15 protein-coding genes are annotated in these 14,878 nt (G+C 59.3%); 11 read left to right on the top strand and 4 right to left on the bottom strand.

The window, feature by feature from the left end; translation table 11 throughout:
* Nucleotides 1–6: 6 nt before the first annotated feature.
* The 4 genes from AC07OO_RS15710 to AC07OO_RS15695 all read left to right on the top strand — a co-directional run bounded on the left by AC07OO_RS15710 (nucleotide 7) and on the right by AC07OO_RS15695 (nucleotide 2,928).
* A complete protein-coding gene (locus tag AC07OO_RS15710; RefSeq protein WP_495083018.1) occupies nucleotides 7–1,080 on the top strand; it encodes a methionine ABC transporter ATP-binding protein in 1,074 nt (357 codons plus the stop codon).
* A complete protein-coding gene (locus AC07OO_RS15705) occupies nucleotides 1,073–1,750 on the top strand; it encodes a methionine ABC transporter permease (protein ID WP_495083017.1) in 678 nt (225 codons plus the stop codon). The genes AC07OO_RS15710 and AC07OO_RS15705 overlap by 8 nt, the downstream gene beginning before the upstream one ends.
* A 107-nt stretch (nucleotides 1,751–1,857) precedes the next feature.
* Nucleotides 1,858–2,667 carry a MetQ/NlpA family ABC transporter substrate-binding protein gene (locus AC07OO_RS15700; RefSeq protein WP_495083016.1) on the top strand — a complete coding sequence of 270 codons (810 nt, stop codon included), beginning with the start codon at nucleotides 1,858–1,860 and terminating at the stop codon, nucleotides 2,665–2,667.
* Nucleotides 2,668–2,685: 18 nt separating this feature from the next.
* Nucleotides 2,686–2,928, top strand: coding sequence for a hypothetical protein (locus AC07OO_RS15695; RefSeq protein ID WP_495083015.1), 243 nt, complete (start codon nucleotides 2,686–2,688; stop codon nucleotides 2,926–2,928).
* A gap of 150 nt (nucleotides 2,929–3,078) precedes the next feature.
* On the opposite strand, the gene AC07OO_RS15690 is transcribed toward AC07OO_RS15695, so the two are convergent.
* The gene (locus AC07OO_RS15690) at nucleotides 3,079–5,619 is read right to left on the bottom strand and encodes a hypothetical protein (RefSeq protein WP_495083014.1); all 2,541 of its coding nucleotides are present in this window, start codon (nucleotides 5,617–5,619) and stop codon (nucleotides 3,079–3,081) included.
* 76 nt (nucleotides 5,620–5,695) lie between these two features.
* Entirely contained in the window at nucleotides 5,696–7,114 is a 1,419-nt protein-coding gene (locus AC07OO_RS15685; RefSeq protein WP_495083013.1) for a hypothetical protein, read from the bottom strand.
* Between the two features lie 158 nt (nucleotides 7,115–7,272).
* Between AC07OO_RS15685 and AC07OO_RS15680 the strand changes: the two genes are divergently transcribed.
* From AC07OO_RS15680 to AC07OO_RS15665, 4 genes are all read left to right on the top strand, one after another.
* On the top strand, nucleotides 7,273–7,644 hold the full coding sequence (locus tag AC07OO_RS15680; protein WP_495083012.1) for a hypothetical protein: 372 nt from the start codon (nucleotides 7,273–7,275) through the stop codon (nucleotides 7,642–7,644).
* Between the two features lie 12 nt (nucleotides 7,645–7,656).
* Nucleotides 7,657–7,992, top strand: a complete 336-nt coding sequence (locus tag AC07OO_RS15675) for an MOSC domain-containing protein (RefSeq protein ID WP_495083368.1) — start codon at nucleotides 7,657–7,659, stop codon at nucleotides 7,990–7,992.
* A 309-nt stretch (nucleotides 7,993–8,301) separates the two neighbouring features.
* Entirely contained in the window at nucleotides 8,302–9,597 is a 1,296-nt protein-coding gene (locus AC07OO_RS15670; RefSeq protein WP_495083011.1) for an O-acetylhomoserine aminocarboxypropyltransferase/cysteine synthase family protein, read from the top strand.
* Between the two features lies 1 nt (nucleotide 9,598).
* Nucleotides 9,599–10,120 carry a TlpA family protein disulfide reductase gene (locus AC07OO_RS15665; protein WP_495083010.1) on the top strand — a complete coding sequence of 174 codons (522 nt, stop codon included), beginning with the start codon at nucleotides 9,599–9,601 and terminating at the stop codon, nucleotides 10,118–10,120.
* Nucleotides 10,121–10,200: 80 nt separating this feature from the next.
* Here AC07OO_RS15665 and AC07OO_RS15660 read toward each other — a convergent pair whose 3' ends face one another.
* Both AC07OO_RS15660 and AC07OO_RS15655 read right to left on the bottom strand, forming a co-directional pair.
* Nucleotides 10,201–11,424, bottom strand: coding sequence for a trans-sulfuration enzyme family protein (locus AC07OO_RS15660; protein WP_495083009.1), 1,224 nt, complete (start codon nucleotides 11,422–11,424; stop codon nucleotides 10,201–10,203).
* Nucleotides 11,421–12,806 (bottom strand): pyridoxal-phosphate dependent enzyme, encoded by a 1,386-nt coding sequence (locus AC07OO_RS15655; RefSeq protein ID WP_495083008.1) that lies wholly within the window; start codon nucleotides 12,804–12,806, stop codon nucleotides 11,421–11,423. Before AC07OO_RS15655 ends, AC07OO_RS15660 begins: the two co-directional genes overlap by 4 nt.
* Before the next feature lie 318 nt (nucleotides 12,807–13,124).
* On the opposite strand from AC07OO_RS15655, the gene AC07OO_RS15650 reads away from it, so the two are divergent.
* From AC07OO_RS15650 to AC07OO_RS15640, 3 genes are read left to right on the top strand one after another with little or no spacing between them, the layout of a single operon-like run.
* Nucleotides 13,125–13,595, top strand: coding sequence for a rhodanese-like domain-containing protein (locus AC07OO_RS15650; protein ID WP_495083007.1), 471 nt, complete (start codon nucleotides 13,125–13,127; stop codon nucleotides 13,593–13,595).
* A 54-nt stretch (nucleotides 13,596–13,649) separates the two neighbouring features.
* The gene (gene epsC / locus AC07OO_RS15645) at nucleotides 13,650–14,561 is read left to right on the top strand and encodes a serine O-acetyltransferase EpsC (protein WP_495083367.1); all 912 of its coding nucleotides are present in this window, start codon (nucleotides 13,650–13,652) and stop codon (nucleotides 14,559–14,561) included.
* 7 nt (nucleotides 14,562–14,568) lie between these two features.
* The gene (locus tag AC07OO_RS15640) at nucleotides 14,569–14,862 is read left to right on the top strand and encodes a helix-turn-helix domain-containing protein (RefSeq protein ID WP_495083006.1); all 294 of its coding nucleotides are present in this window, start codon (nucleotides 14,569–14,571) and stop codon (nucleotides 14,860–14,862) included.
* The last annotated feature ends 16 nt before the right edge of the window (nucleotides 14,863–14,878 follow it).

Genomic DNA, 14,878 nt, shown 5'->3' with positions numbered 1-14,878 from the left:
TATCCCATGATCCGCCTCGAAGACATCCACTTGTCCTATCCTGCAGCCACCGGCCCCGTGCCGGCGCTGCACGGTGTGGACCTGCATATCCGTGAAGGCGAGGTCTTTGGCGTCATCGGCCGCAGCGGCGCGGGCAAGAGCTCGCTGGTGCGCGCCATCAATCTGCTGAACCGGCCCCACCAGGGGCGGGTTCTGGTTGCGGGGCAGGACCTGACGGCGCTGGACGCGACGCAACTGCGCCAGGCCCGCCAGGGCATAGGCATGGTGTTCCAGCACTTCAACCTGCTGTCGTCGCGCACCGTATTTGAAAACGTGGCCTTGCCGCTGGAGCTGGCCGGCGTGCGCCCCGCTATCACCAAGGCGCGGGTCGATGAACTGCTGGACCTCGTAGGCCTGCACGCGCTGCGTGACCGCTACCCGGCCCAGATCAGCGGCGGCCAGAAGCAGCGTGTGGGCATTGCCCGCGCACTGGCCAGCAATCCCAAGGTGCTGTTGTCGGACGAAGCCACATCGGCGCTGGACCCAGAGACCACGCGCTCCATCCTGGGCCTGCTGCGCCAGATCAACCGCGACTTTGGTTTGACCATTGTGCTGATCACGCACCAGATGCAGGTCATCAAACAGGTGGCCGACCGCGTAGCCGTCATCGATGCCGGCCGCATCGTGGAGCAGGGCGCCGTCATCGACCTCTTCACGCGGCCCCAGCATGCGACCACGCGCAGCCTGATAGACGAAATCCTGCCGCAAGATCTGCCGCCTAGTGTCATTGCCCGCATCCAGGCGCTGATGGCGGTCAGCACGGCGCAGGGTAGCTCGCAGAGCAATCTTTTATTGCGTCTGGCCTTTGCCGGTGACGACGCAGGCCAACCCCTGCTCAGCGACGTGATACGCCGCTACGGGTTGGACCTGAACATCGTGCACGGCCAGATCGACGACATCCAGGGCCAGACCTTTGGATCGCTCGCCGTGCATGTGCGCGGCCCCAGCGGCCCGCTGGCCGAGGCCGTGGCCCACCTGCGCAGCGCCGGCGTGCAGGTGCAGGAGCAGGTGCTGGAAGGGCAGGAGCTGCACTATGTTTGATACCCTCACTTCCACATTCACTCCGCAACTGCTGGAGCTGTTTGCCACCTCGCTGTGGGAGACCATCGTCATGGTCGGGCTCTCGGGCTGCATCGGCGCGCTCTTGGGCCTGCCGCTGGGCGTGTACCTGCACCTGAGCAGCCCAGGCGGCGTGTTGCAGAACCGCGCCGCCAACCGCGTGCTGGGCACCGTGGTGAATGCCGTGCGCTCCACCCCCTTCATCATTTTGCTGGTGGCCATCATCCCGTTCACGCGGCTGATCACCGGGTCCAGTATCGGCACGGCCGCGGCCGTGGTGCCGCTGACGCTGGCCTCCGCCCCCTTTGTGGCGCGTTTGATCGAGACGGCGCTGCGCGAGGTGGACCATGGCCTGGTGGAAGCCGCGCAGGCCATGGGTGCCAGCACCCAGCAGATCGTGTTCAAGGTGCTGCTGCCCGAGGCGCTGCCCGGCATCGTGGCCGCGCTGACCATCACGCTGGTCAGCCTGACCGGTTACTCGGCCATGGCCGGTGCCATCGGCGGTGGTGGCCTGGGTGACCTGGGCATCCGTTACGGCTACCAGCGTTTCCTGCCCGAGGTGATGCTGGCCGTGGTGCTGGTGCTGATCGTGTTGGTGCAGGCGGTGCAGAGCGCGGGTGATGCGCTGGTGCGCCGCATTAGCCACCGTTAGCTAGCGCCGGGAGTGCTCAAGCATTTCTGATCGCTAGCCCTCGTCGAATATGAGCATGTAGCTCATAAATTTATAGCAATCTCATTTTTTAGTTGGAGTTTTCTTTGATGTCGATAAACAAACGTTCCCTGATCCAAACCGCCACCGCACTGCTGGTGGCCGCTGCCCTGTCGTCGCCCGTGTTGGCCGCTGAGGACAGCAAGGCGCTGAAGATCGGCGTCACCGCCGGTCCCCACGCGCAGATCTTTGAGCAGGTCAAAAAGCTGGCTGAGAAGGAAGGCCTGAAAATCCAGGTCGTCGAATTCAGCGACTACATCCAACCCAACGCCGCGCTGGCCGCTGGCGACCTGGACGCCAACAGCTACCAGCACAAGCCCTTCCTGGACCAGCAGGTCAAGGACCGCGGCTACAAGATCACCAACGTGGGCTACACGGTCAACTTCCCCATCGGCATCTATTCCAAAAAGGTCAAGAGCCTGGCCGAGCTGAAAGAGGGCGCCAAGTTCGGCATCCCCAACGACCCCACCAATGGCGGGCGCGTGCTGTTGGTGCTGCAAGACAAGGGCCTGATCAAGCTCAAGCCCGAAGCCGGTCTGAAGGCCACACCGCTGGACATCATCGACAACCCCAAGAAGCTGAAGTTTGTGGAGCTGGACGCGGCCCAACTACCCCGCTCGCTGGATGATCTGGACGCATCCGCCATCAACACCAACTACGCATTGCCCGCCGGCCTGAGCCCCGCCAAGGATGCGATTGCGCAAGAGAACGCCAAGAGCCCCTATGTGAACCTGATAGCGGTGCGCGAACAGGACAAGGCCCAACCCTGGGTGGCCAAGCTGGTCAAGGTTTACCAGTCCGAAGAGATCCGCAAGTTTGTGCAGGCAGAGTTCAAGGGGGGGGTGGTGATTGGGTTTTAGGCAATAAGGGCTTGCAGCGTGATCAGTATCGATATCCCTGGCTTTGGCCAGTTGCGCCTGGAGCACTTGGTCAGCGATTACAACGGCACGCTGGCCGTGGACGGTGCTTTGCTACCCGGCGTGGCCGATCTTCTCAAGCAGTTGTCCGCTTCTGTGCAGATCCACGTCATCACGGCCGACACCTTTGGCCTGGCGCGTGCACAACTGGAAGGGCTACCGCTGAACCCCGTGATACCGCACATACCGGCAGCAACCTACTGAAAGGGCGATTGCGTTCGCATCCCGAGGTGGCAGAGCGGTTTTACGAGTATGTGCTGCAGCGTGCTTTGGTGTCCCGCCATCACGATGAGAACCGCTAACGCGGTATTGGCGAGAGCTAGAGGCTGACTTTCTCTATTGGTGTGGGTTAATCTACACTTTCTTTGATCGAATTTGCCTACGCTTTTCGAACGCTTGGTCCCAATCATCCTGCCAAGACGGAAGGCTTAAATAGATCTGTTGGCTAGCGTTGCACAGTTCCAGAAGGGTATGTACATTCGGGAAACGATTCTGAAGTTCTTCGCTCCAGCATCTTGGGGGGCGCTTCCAGGTCAATAACTCAGCCCCTGTGAGGATCAGAACAGGGTTCAATGGCCGCTGCGCTTTCCAGTACTTCCGGCCGCGCTTGGCTAGCCGAGACAGCGCCGAAACTTCCTCTTTCGTCAGACTTGCGCGCAAGGTGCTAAAGACCAATATAGCGCCGGGGAACGTCTCCCCAAGGTATCGCATTCGCTGAAAGTCTTTTGCCTTAAACGGGCCGTACGACTTGCATTCCCCGAACAAGATACCTTCGGTGCCTTCGCCATAGCTCACTTCCCGCCAGAACATGGCGAGGTCAGCCTCTAGGTCAGCCTTATCGGGCGCAGTCGCCTCGAAGCTGAGAACCGATGTCGTTCGACGCGCAGATGACATGCGGCCCGATAGCGCCTCCAGTGTGAGCAATACCGAGAATGCGCCATCGGCGAAATTCGGTACGCTAAATGGCCCAGCCGTTCTGTAAAACCATCCGCCTCTACCTTGATCAATGTTTCCCGCTGCCGGAAACTTACTCAAACACTTTGGGCAATCGAGCACCTCACCCAACGCCGACATGGAGAACCAGCTGTTTCGTTGGCAGTTCGGGCACTTCGCCTGTAGACCGAGCTTAAAGACACCCTTCTGGATGAACCATTCGTAGCGGTTTGCATTGAGTTTTCGCTTGACTTCCACGACAGAGGCTTCGCGCTCTGAAACAACTTTGTCGTTCTTCTGGTCGCCGTTCCGACTAACCGAACCTCCGTTCATGTGCTCGATAAGGCCAAGGACATCTTTATCAGCAAGCATGATCGACTCGCCACTCAGTTGCTTGTATATCTGTTTGGCCAGAATTCCGGGAGTCGATAGCTTCGCCTCCCATCCGCGATCCTTAAGCCAAGCAAAAAATATCTGTTCTGACTCAGGCACTTTTCGAGATTCCCCGGACAGACTCCGGACAACTTTAACCAAGCCGTGACGGCCGACGCGCCATTCGCCGAACATACCGGCATGGTCGGACAAAGCATGAAGCAGGTGATTGCCCTCAACCTTCGGATAGACCTCGGCTAGGTGCTTATCCGTACCATAAAGCCGTAGGTCGAACTCGTTCACGCATACGCCATCACTTCGAAACCATGTTTGGCGCGCGAAGGATGGAATCAGTGGCTTCATTCGAATCGAGAGGTCTTGCGTTCCCGCGATGTCAATTGATTCCTCCTCTTCGCCATAGACGTCTGCAACGCCACCGTCCTTGCCTCTCGCCCAATCGTCCCAGAGCCTTGGATACCAATGTTGAAGTGACATCTGCCGTGAGGCAATACTCGGTGCACCATCTTCGGCTACCTGCATCAACGTCTTGGTGAAAGCCTCCATCTCATCCATCGTGCAGTGGCGACTGCGAACAAATGAAGCGACGTCGAAGTTGTTGGACCCCGTCCCCCTAGGACGACGATGCTCGTCAAGAAATTCAAGCACGACCTTCCTGAACGAATCCTCGTGCAAGAACTGCTTTGGCAATGGAATGACAGGACGACCGGAGGCTCTGAGGTTCCAAAAATCAATGATGTCTTCGACGCTTGAGGCATCCATGAAAAAGACCGAGGCGTTTCCACGGAAGCTGTTTCCGCCATAAACGCGTATGGCCCACTGGGTAATCCGCCTTGGGAAGAACACGTGTCTCTCGGTCAGCTCATGAAAATTGTCGGCTCGCGCCTCCGGCTTGGACAGTTCTAGTGCTGTCGAGAACTCTTTATCGATGGCTGCGGCGATGTGTGGGGGGTATTCCCCAAAAACGCTCGCCCAAAATAGGGCCAACGTTTTGGGAATTGCAGGGACGACGGCCTCGGCGGGAAACTTTGCCTTGAACTTGAAATGCTCTTGAAAGATGTCAAGCAGTACGTCAAGCACCCCAACCCCGTACGAGGGATCGGTAGCGTCTCGACCTCCGCGAGCACTCCAGAACTCTTCCGGCTTGACGACCTCCAACTTCGAGTCGAGCACGTATTTCGGAAGCCCCTTCCCGAACTGGACCAAGATGTCTGGATCAAATCCATCCAAATAACCTCGTACCACGTTTGCTGCGAGCGGAGCCTTCATAGGCCCGTCGCGCCAACTTGCTGGCATGCGTTTGTGTACGGGGATGATAGGAAAGAATGCACCTCCCCATAGGCTGCAGGCCAGTCGAATGGCTTCGCGCACTTGCGTAGGACTATTCGGATCGACCATTAGCGCCAGCTTGAGCGGGCGCACCTTAATGTTTGCGGTGCCGAGCACTTTCTTCCCGTTTTTTCTTAGAAATTCCGAGTCTAGCTGCTTGCACTTCGGACTTAATAAAACAAACCGCTTGGAAAAATCGATTCCACCTCCTTTGGGTATTCCATGAGTCAGCTGGACATGCACTACAACTTGGCCATGTTGCAGCGGGGGCCTCCTAGCGCGCCAGGTGGCACTAATCATCCATCAAGATTTATCCGAATCAGATTGACTCGTCAGGTTTGGACCGCAGAGGAATCCAGAAATCTCTCTCGTACCATCCACGGCCACCTATTCGCAATAAAAATGAGCCAGGCGATATCCCTTCAGGCAGGCCCATCTCAAGAAGGACGAAGATCACACGCTCAAGCAAGATCGCTAAGTGCCATTCTGCAACCGACACGACGTCAAGCGACACAAAGGAGCCGCGCCCATGAGACATTGCGTTACGAATTTCTCGCAGACCGCGTTCCTTTTCCGACCCCAGGAGGGGCCAGAGATCTGCACAACAATTGACCATCGCTGGGTACACACGAAAGCACGCTTCGAACTTGTCCCGAACGCTTGGCCGATTGACGACGTTTATGAGCCCTCCGATCCGATCTGAGATCTCTGTAGCGTTTTCGCCTGCTTCGGTGAGCACTGTTTTCTGCAATCCTTTCAGAAGCTCCATGATTGCGTTATCTGTGATTCCAGGACTGCTTACTGTCCGATCCATCCGAAATGCGGACTCGATAACCCTCTCAAGTGCGGAGAACATGAACAAGAAGCGATCCTCTGTTCGTGACTGGCGGTGAGGATTCACCGCAACTGATAGATGTCGAACCAATGATCGAGTTTTCTTGTCGGCCTTTCCATATGCATGAGCCAAACTCGTAGCAGATTCCGCGAAGACTTGAGGGCGAGCAACATAGTCTCCGCGATCTTCGTGGGCGGAAGGCGTAGCATTAGGCGCAAGAGGGGCGATCCACGTTGAGACGGCTTCGCCATCGGTGTATGTCCATCCGTGCAGTGTTACGGCTTGACGAAATAGAACAGACAAGACCTCCAGCGAACTCTCGAATTTAGCAACCCTCTTGTCAACTTCGATCGGACCCTCCGGCGGCAGCTCTGCCACTGCACTGAACCCAGCAACAACCGTAGCGCCGGGAATATCCGCATCTCGGTGGTAAGTCGTCACCCATTCGGCCACGAACCGTGTTGCGCCGAGGCCGGGGAGATCCAGTGTGAACAAATCCTCTGAGCAAGCTTCGTCACCAAAGCAAACGAAGCTCGATTCCTTTCGCAAAAAGGAAATGGGAGCAAGATGGAAGCGAATTTCCCTCACGTTGCCGACCTGCGGGCGTGAGACTGTCAACCTTTTAATGTGAAGTAGCTCGATAGCCTCCAATCCGAGGGATCCTCTTGATGTAGTCGGGAAAACACGCCAGTGCAGTTCCGTCATGTTGATTGCGACTCGACCACTTTTTCCCGATAGAACGCATGGATTCTCTGGCGGTTTTTCGGTCATGTATTGGGCTGGAACCGAAAGTCGGATCGTCGCCTTCTGGCCTCCAACTTGTGGCAACTGAACTTCGCAATAAACAGGAAGCTTAGTCCCGTCGGAGCCTCTCAACTCGGCATCAAAATTCAACTTCGTCATCTTCACCTCAGAACCATCAATGCCCGGCTTCGAGCGAGGGGCCAGACGGTGACGTACGGTCACTCTGCGACAGCATACACTTTGAACACCTTCAATGGCCGTTCCTGACCCGGCCCAATAGTCGCAACCTGACGCATTGCCAGCGGGAGCTGGCCCGCATGGCGCTGACCCGCACAGAGATCGACGGCACGCTGCTGCGAGTCACTGCACTAGGTATGGCCGAGCTTGTGCTGACGCTTGAGACACCTGCCGATGCAGCCGCCGCCACCGTGGTGGTCCCGTGCAGCGCTGGGGGTACAACATGCCCGCCTTCGATGTGGGGGCTGAGGCAGCGGCTTGGTTCAGCGCTTTTTTTGGGGCAGGCCGGGCTACGCCCGGTGCGTTTCGACCCCACACACCGGCGCGCATGGGATACCCAATGGACGGGCGACGACACCGCGTTGAATCTCTTCAGCGATGGATTCCCGCTGCTCGTGTCCAGCCAGTCTGCGTTGGACGGTCTGAACCGCCGGCTGTTGGACCAGGGCTAGCCCAAGGCGCAGCTGCAACGCTTTCGCCCCAACATCGTCATCGATGGCGTGCCGGAGCATGAAGAAAACCTGGCCGCCGAACTGCTGCTGTTGCAGCCTGCAGAAGATCCTAGCTCGGTCGCTGTCCAACTGCGTTTGGTCAAGCCCTGTCCGCGTTGTCCGATCCCCAACATCGACCCCGGAACCGCGCTCAGCGCGCCGCATGTGATCGTCTGCCTGGGCACCTACCGACAAGACGCGCGGGTGAATGGCGCCGCGAGCTTTGGGATGAACGCGATTATCGTCGCCGGCTTAGGCCGAGCCCTGCGAGTGGGCCAGGCCTTGGAGCTGGACTACGGCTTCGCCTAACCGGCCATGCCTTGCGCATGCTATCAATGCAATAGCTAATAAATCAGCTTGAACGGGAGCTACAGGGTCCTTCACCTTGAGCAATCCGCCCGCCACGACCAAAACCCGTCAATGGCTCCCAGGGGTAGATGCCGCGCACGGCCCGGTGCGGGCATGCGGCCGCGCCTGCAGTTTTTAAACACGACGCTACAGATGTTTTGGTTGTTTGAAGCTGACGTTTTATTCGTTGGAGTTTTGATTGCCGGCACTTAGAGTCAAAACCCACTCGCCAATATTTACCCACTGCAACCGATAAAAAGAAAGCGCCCGATGTCCCAAGCATGGAAGTTTGAAACCCAATCGGTACACGCCGGTTACTCGCCCGACCCCACAACCAAGGCGGTGGCTGTGCCCATCTACCAGACGGCGGCCTATGCCTTTGACAGTGCGCAGCACGGGGCCGACTTGTTTGACCTCAAGGTGCCGGGCAACATCTACACCCGCATCATGAATCCGACCAACGACGTGCTGGAAAAGCGCGTCGCAGCACTGGAAGGCGGCATTGCCGCGCTGGCATTGGCATCCGGCCAGGCGGCTGTGACCTATGCCATCCAGACCATAGCCGAGGCGGGTGACAACATCATCGCCACCACCGCGCTGTATGGCGGCACCTACAACCTGTTTGCCCACACGCTGCCGCAGTTCGGCATCACCACACGTTTTGCCGATGCGCGCGACCTTGATAGTTTTGAGGCTTTGTTTGACGACAAGACAAAGGCCGTGTTCATCGAGTCCTTGAGCAACCCGCAGGGCGCGGTGGCCGACATCGCGGCCATTGCGGCAATAGCCCACCGCCACGGCGTACCACTGATCGTGGACAACACGGTGGCCACACCTTATCTGCTGCGTCCGTTCGAGCATGGCGCCGACATCGTCGTGCATTCGCTGACCAAATACTTGGGCGGCCACGGCACGAGTATTGGTGGTGCCATTGTGGACAGTGGCAAATTCCCCTGGGCCGAATACAAGACCAAGTTCAAGCGCCTGAACGAACCCGACCCCAGCTACCACGGTGTGGTCTACACCGAAGCCCTGGGGCCAGCGGCCTATATAGGCCGTGCCCGTGTCGTGCCACTGCGCAACACCGGCGCCGCCATTTCACCGTTCAACGCCTTTCTGATTTTGCAGGGCATAGAGACCCTGGCACTGCGGGTGGAGCGCATCAATGACAACACGCTGAAGGTCGCCCGCTACCTGCAACAGCACGCCAAGGTGGAATGGGTCACTTATGCGGCCTTGCCCACGCACCCCGACTACGCGCTGGCGCAGAAGTACCTGGGTGGCAAGGCGTCGGGGTTGTTGACCTTTGGCGTCAAGGCGACCAAGGGCGATGGCCTGGCCGCTGGTGCGCGCTTCCTGGATGCGCTGAATTTGTTCACACGCCTGGTCAATATTGGCGACGCCAAGTCGCTGGCCACGCATCCAGCGTCGACCACGCACCGCCAGTTGTCGCCCGACGAATTGCTCAAGGCCGGCGTTTCGGAAGATGCCGTGCGCTTGTCTGTTGGCATCGAGCACATCGACGATCTACTGGCGGATTTGGAGCAGGCGCTAGCGGCTGTTTAGCATGGCTTTTCCGCAACTGTTTCCGAAGCTCTTGCTGTTGGCCGGTGTGCTCTTAGCAGGCTTGGCGCCCGCTTGGGCCGAAGCGCTCCCAGCGTCGGCGCTCAATGCAACACTGGTTGGCATCGACAAGAAAAACCACCGGCTCAGCGAGTGGAATGGCAAGCTGCGCGTGCTGAACTTTTGGGCTACCTGGTGCGGACCTTGCAAAAGCGAAATTCCGGTTCTGCAATCCGCAGCAGACGCATGGCACCAAGATGTCGTGGTCATCGGTGTGGCGTTGGACAACGCGAATGACGTGCGTCGATTCAGCCAGCAGGCCGGCATTCGCTACCCCATGCTATTGGCCGAAAAGCAAGGCCCTGGCTTGATGCACAGCGGCGGCAATCTGTCGGGCAGCTTGCCCTTCACCTTGCTGCTGGACGGGCGGGGCAACATCCTGCAGCGCCACGCTGGCCCCATCGCTGCCAATCAACTGGACCGCTGGCTGCGTGAGGCGGCGGTCACCACCGCATCATCCAACTGAGAAGGAGGCCGTTACGCGCATTGGCTGCGGTGGGCCTGTTCTTCAACAGCGCCTGGGCAGTGGATGTTTTGCTGCTGTTGCTACTGCGGGATCGCCGCAAATCCGCTTTGCAGACCGGCCTTCAGGTCGCTGATGTGTTCAATGCCAACGGACAACCGGATCAGTGAATCCGTGATGCCCAAGGCCGCGCGTTGTGCGGGCGGAATGGTGGCGTGCGTCATGATCGCCGGATGCTCGATCAGGCTCTCGACACCACCCAGGCTCTCGGCCAGCGCAAAGATCTTGCAATGCTCCAGGAAGGCGCGCGAGCCCGCCAGGTCGGTATTGAGCTCCACCGAAATGATGCCGCCAAAGCCCTGCATCTGGCGCTGTGCCAGCGCATGCTGCGGGTGGGATGGCAAGCCCGGGTAGTAGACCTGCTTGACACCGGGGTGCGATTGCAGCCAATGCGCCAGTTCCAGCGCGCTGGCGCACACGCGTTCCATGCGCAGTGCCAGCGTCTTGACGCCGCGCAAAGCCAAGAAGCTGTCGAATGGCCCCGCGATGGCACCGACCGAGTTCTGCAAAAAGGCCAATTGTTCGCGCCACGCAGACTGGTGTTCTTTGCCGCCCACGATGGCGATGCCGCCCACGATGTCGGAGTGGCCGTTCAGGTATTTGGTGGTGGAATGCACGACGACATCAAAACCGAAATCCAGCGGGCGCTGGATGTAGGGGCTGGCAAAGGTGTTGTCGGCCACGGCGATGATGCCGCGCTCGCGGCAAATGGCGCCAATGCGTTCCAGGTCGGCCAGCTTCAGCATCGGGTTGGTGGGTGTTTCCACCCACACCATGCGGGTGTCGGGGCGAATGGCGCGTAGCAGGTTCTCCGGGTCGGTCAGGTCTACATAGCTGAACGCCAGGCCCGCGCTGCGTTTGCGCACGCGCTCAAACAGGCGGTAGGAACCACCATACATGTCGTCACCCGCAATGATGTGGGCGCCGTGGTCGGCCAGTTCCAGCACCGTGGCAATAGCGGCCAGGCCCGAGGCAAAGGCAAAGGCCTGCGCGCCGTTTTCCAGGTCGGCCACACAGCGCTCCAGTGCCCAGCGGGTGGGGTTGTGCGAGCGCGCATAGTCCAGGCCCTGGTGCACGCCGGGGCTCTTCTGCACATAGGTGGAGGTTGCGTAAATGGGCGGCATGATGGCGCCCGTGGACGGATCGGGTGACTGCCCCGCATGGATGACGCGGGTGGCAAAGTGCGCGCGCGGTTCGTCTGGCGACGTGTTGTCAGATGCTGGGAAGTGTTGTTGCTGTTGTGTCATGAAGCGGCTTTGCGAAGGTGGTTGAGAAGGTCCATGCGGGTGATCAGGCCGTAGAAGCTGGTGTTGTCCGCAACCACGGCGACCAGTCCACGTTCCAAAATCGTTTGCAAGGATGCCAGGCTGGCCGAAGGGAGCAAGACTTCGACCGGTGAGGCCATCGTGGTCCTGACGGGCAACTGGAATTGTGCGTTGTCGGTGTGGACCTTCAACAGCAGATCCGACTCGTCGATGATGCCGACCACGCGCTGGTCTTCCATGACCGGCAGTTGCGAAATCTCCGTGCTGCGCATGCGGTTGAATGCCACGAGCAGGGTGTCGTCGGGCGCCACGCTGACAACACTGCCTTCGTCATAGCGGCGGCTGATGATGTCGCGCAAGTCGCCAAACAAAGGCCGGGTTTTCAGGCCATGGTCAAACAGCCAGTGGTCGTTGTAGACCTTGGAGAGGTAACGCGTGCCGGTGTCGCAGACGAAGGTCACCACGCGCTTGGGGGTTGTCTGCTCGCGGCAATACCGCAGCGCCGCAGCGAGCAGCGTGCCGGTGGACGAGCCGGCCAGAATGCCTTCCTGGCGCAGCAGCGTCAGCACGGTGGCAAAACTCTCGGTGTCCGGAATGCTGTAGGCCGCCTTCACGCGCGACAGATCGGCAATGGCCGGGATGAAGTCTTCACCAATGCCTTCGACCGCCCACGATCCTGCATCGGTGGACAGGTGTCCGGTCTGGATGTATTCGGCCAGAACGGAACCCAGCGGGTCGGCCAGAACCATTTCAAGTGCGGGCTGCGTCTCCTGGAAATAGCGGCTCAGTCCGGTGATGGTGCCTGACGAGCCCACGCCGCACACGATGGCGTCCACCGCATGGCCTGTCTGTTCCCAGATTTCCGGTCCGGTGGTCGTCTGGTGGGCGAGGGGGTTGTTGGGGTTGTTGAACTGGTCGACAAAAAATGCGCCGGGTATCTCCTGTGCCAGTCGCGCCGCGTAATCCTGGTAGTACTCGGGGTGGCCCTTGCCGACGTCCGAGCGCGTGATGTGCAACTCGGCACCCAGGGCCTTGAGGTGCGCAATTTTTTCGGACGACATCTTGTCGGGTACGACCAAAGCGATTCGATAGCCCTTGGCCCGCGCGACCAGTGCCAACCCCAGGCCAGTATTGCCAGCCGTCGCTTCAACAATGGTGGAACCGGGTTTGAGTTTGCCGTCGCGTTCGGCGGCTTCAATCATCGTCAGGCCAATGCGGTCCTTGATGGAGCCACCGGGGTTTTGCGATTCCAGTTTCAGGAACAACTGGCAGACACCGGTATCGATGCGCGTCACCTCGATCAAAGGTGTATTTCCGATGAGATTCAAAACTGCCGGGAAACGATCCCCACGAGCATCAGACATCAAAACCTTTCTAGCGCTAAAGCGCTGGATGGTATCGAGCAACGTTTGCGGAACGAGCACGGTTTTCGCATAAGCAAGCATGATAAGTGCAGAAGGAAATTCACGCTCGTTATGCGCGGACGGCATTTGATAACGCGAAATCAGCCGCTCCACACAGTGCCAGGGCTCGGTACTTCCGTCAGATGTTTTCGCTATTTCAAATCTATTTCTAATTCGTTTGAGTTTTGTTTTGCAGCACGTAGAGTTGCTTCCGCTGCCCATAGCCATCCCTGTTTCAGCGGTGGTGGGCAATTGATTGGATGTAAGAGGACGATAGATATGACAGCTGCAACAGACGACATCACAAGCTTGGCCGAACGGCTGGAATCGGTTCGCACATTGGCCCTGGCAACAGGCCTGGCCTATGCCGGTGGCGTTGCACCCCGGCTGGCGTGGGAGCTTTTCTCCGCTGGCGAGGCGCAGTTGGTGGATGTGCGCACGGCGGAGGAACGCAAGTTTGTTGGCCACGTACCGGGCAGTCTGCATGTGGCCTGGGCCAGCGGCACCAGCCTGACGCGCAATCCGCGCTTTGTGCGCGAGCTTGAAGCCAAGGTTGGCAAGGACGCCACTGTCCTGCTGCTGTGCCGCAGTGGCAAGCGCTCGGTGGCTGCGGCCGAGGCTGCAGCCAAGGCGGGCTTTACGCGGGTCTTCAACGTGCTGGAAGGCTTTGAGGGTGAGATCGATGCCCAGCAACACCGCGGCGTGCAAGACGGCTGGCGCCTGCTGGGCCTGCCCTGGGTGCAGGACTGACGAGAAAAGGGACGCGCGATGAGCTTGCATGTACTCAAACCCCTAGAGATCCGTATGCCCTTGTTTGACGTTAAGGGCGTGGTGGCCGAACTGGCCGCCGAGCGCCAGCGCTGGCGCCAGTCCCAGCAGCGCTCCACCGAGCCGGGTGGGCGCGAGCTGCCGGCACGCGATGCGCTGGCGCAGGTGCTCGATGGTCTGCGTGGTGTGTTGTTTCCGATGCGGCTTGGCCCATCGGACCTGCGCCAGGAGAGCGAAGACTTTTATGTGGGGCACACACTGGATTCGGTGTTGCATGCCTTGCTGGCCCAGGTCCGGCTCGAGTTGCGCTATGAACTACGCCATTTTGCAAACCTGAACGAGACCGACATCGAGGCTCGCTCGGTGCAATTGGTGCGCGACTTTTCGCAGGCCTTGCCGCAAATACGTGCGCTTCTAGATAGCGACGTGCTGGCCGCCTATGACGGCGACCCGGCGGCCCGCAGTGTGGACGAGGTGCTGCTGTGCTATCCCGGCATTCTGGCCATGATCCACCACCGGGTGGCGCACCAACTGTATGTGCTGGGTGTGCCTTTGCTCGCGCGCATCGTCGCCGAGTTGGCGCATGGCCAGACGGGCATTGACATCCATCCGGGCGCCAGCATAGGTGCCGGCTTCTTCATTGACCATGGCACCGGTGTCGTGATCGGTGAGACTGCCGTCATCGGCAAGCGTGTGCGGGTCTACCAGGCCGTGACGCTGGGCGCCAAGAGCTTTCCCAGCGATGCCGACGGCAACCCACTGAAGGGTTTGCCACGCCACCCCATTGTGGAGGACGATGTGGTCATCTATGCAGGAGCCACGGTGTTGGGCCGCGTGACCATAGGCCGTGGTGCCAGCATTGGCGGCAATGTCTGGGTCACCCACGATGTGGCGCCCGGTGCGCATATCACCCAGGCCCGTGCACTGCATGCGGCGGTGGGAGGCTAGGCCGCTTATGTCCATACCCGACACCGACGCCGAGTGCCAATTTGTTGTCGTCTTTGGCTTGACCGTGCGCGCCTTGCGCGAGCAACGCGGCTGGTCGCAAGAGGCTCTGGCGGAACAGGCAGACTTGAACCGCTCTTACGTTGGCGAACTGGAACGTGGTAAGGCGATTCCTTCCATGATCACCTTGCGCAAGCTGGCCGGTTCGTTTGAGTTGAGTCTGGCGAATTTGATGGCGCACACCGAACGCCGTATGCAAAGCGCATTGGTTCAAGGCATTGAATTGACGTCTATAGCATGTTGAAAGATGGCTGCGCCCA

The organism is Rhodoferax sp. GW821-FHT07G04 (assembly GCF_059418585.1).
The sequence above is the reverse complement of the archived record's forward strand: the minus strand, read 5'-3'. Positions and strand labels throughout refer to the sequence as shown.

Excerpts from the sequence above, each read along its gene's own strand:
- AC07OO_RS15710 (WP_495083018.1), top strand. The coding sequence starts at position 7 with ATGATCCGCCTCGAAGACATCCACTTGTCCTATCCTGCAGCCACCGGC.
- AC07OO_RS15705 (WP_495083017.1), top strand. The coding sequence starts at position 1,073 with ATGTTTGATACCCTCACTTCCACATTCACTCCGCAACTGCTGGAGCTG.
- AC07OO_RS15700 (WP_495083016.1), top strand. The coding sequence starts at position 1,858 with ATGTCGATAAACAAACGTTCCCTGATCCAAACCGCCACCGCACTGCTG.
- AC07OO_RS15685 (WP_495083013.1), bottom strand. The coding sequence starts at position 7,114 with ATGACGAAGTTGAATTTTGATGCCGAGTTGAGAGGCTCCGACGGGACT.
- AC07OO_RS15680 (WP_495083012.1), top strand. The coding sequence starts at position 7,273 with ATGGCGCTGACCCGCACAGAGATCGACGGCACGCTGCTGCGAGTCACT.
- AC07OO_RS15670 (WP_495083011.1), top strand. The coding sequence starts at position 8,302 with ATGTCCCAAGCATGGAAGTTTGAAACCCAATCGGTACACGCCGGTTAC.
- AC07OO_RS15665 (WP_495083010.1), top strand. The coding sequence starts at position 9,599 with ATGGCTTTTCCGCAACTGTTTCCGAAGCTCTTGCTGTTGGCCGGTGTG.
- AC07OO_RS15660 (WP_495083009.1), bottom strand. The coding sequence starts at position 11,424 with ATGACACAACAGCAACAACACTTCCCAGCATCTGACAACACGTCGCCA.
- AC07OO_RS15655 (WP_495083008.1), bottom strand. The coding sequence starts at position 12,806 with ATGTCTGATGCTCGTGGGGATCGTTTCCCGGCAGTTTTGAATCTCATC.
- AC07OO_RS15650 (WP_495083007.1), top strand. The coding sequence starts at position 13,125 with ATGACAGCTGCAACAGACGACATCACAAGCTTGGCCGAACGGCTGGAA.
- epsC (WP_495083367.1), top strand. The coding sequence starts at position 13,650 with ATGCCCTTGTTTGACGTTAAGGGCGTGGTGGCCGAACTGGCCGCCGAG.
- AC07OO_RS15640 (WP_495083006.1), top strand. The coding sequence starts at position 14,569 with ATGTCCATACCCGACACCGACGCCGAGTGCCAATTTGTTGTCGTCTTT.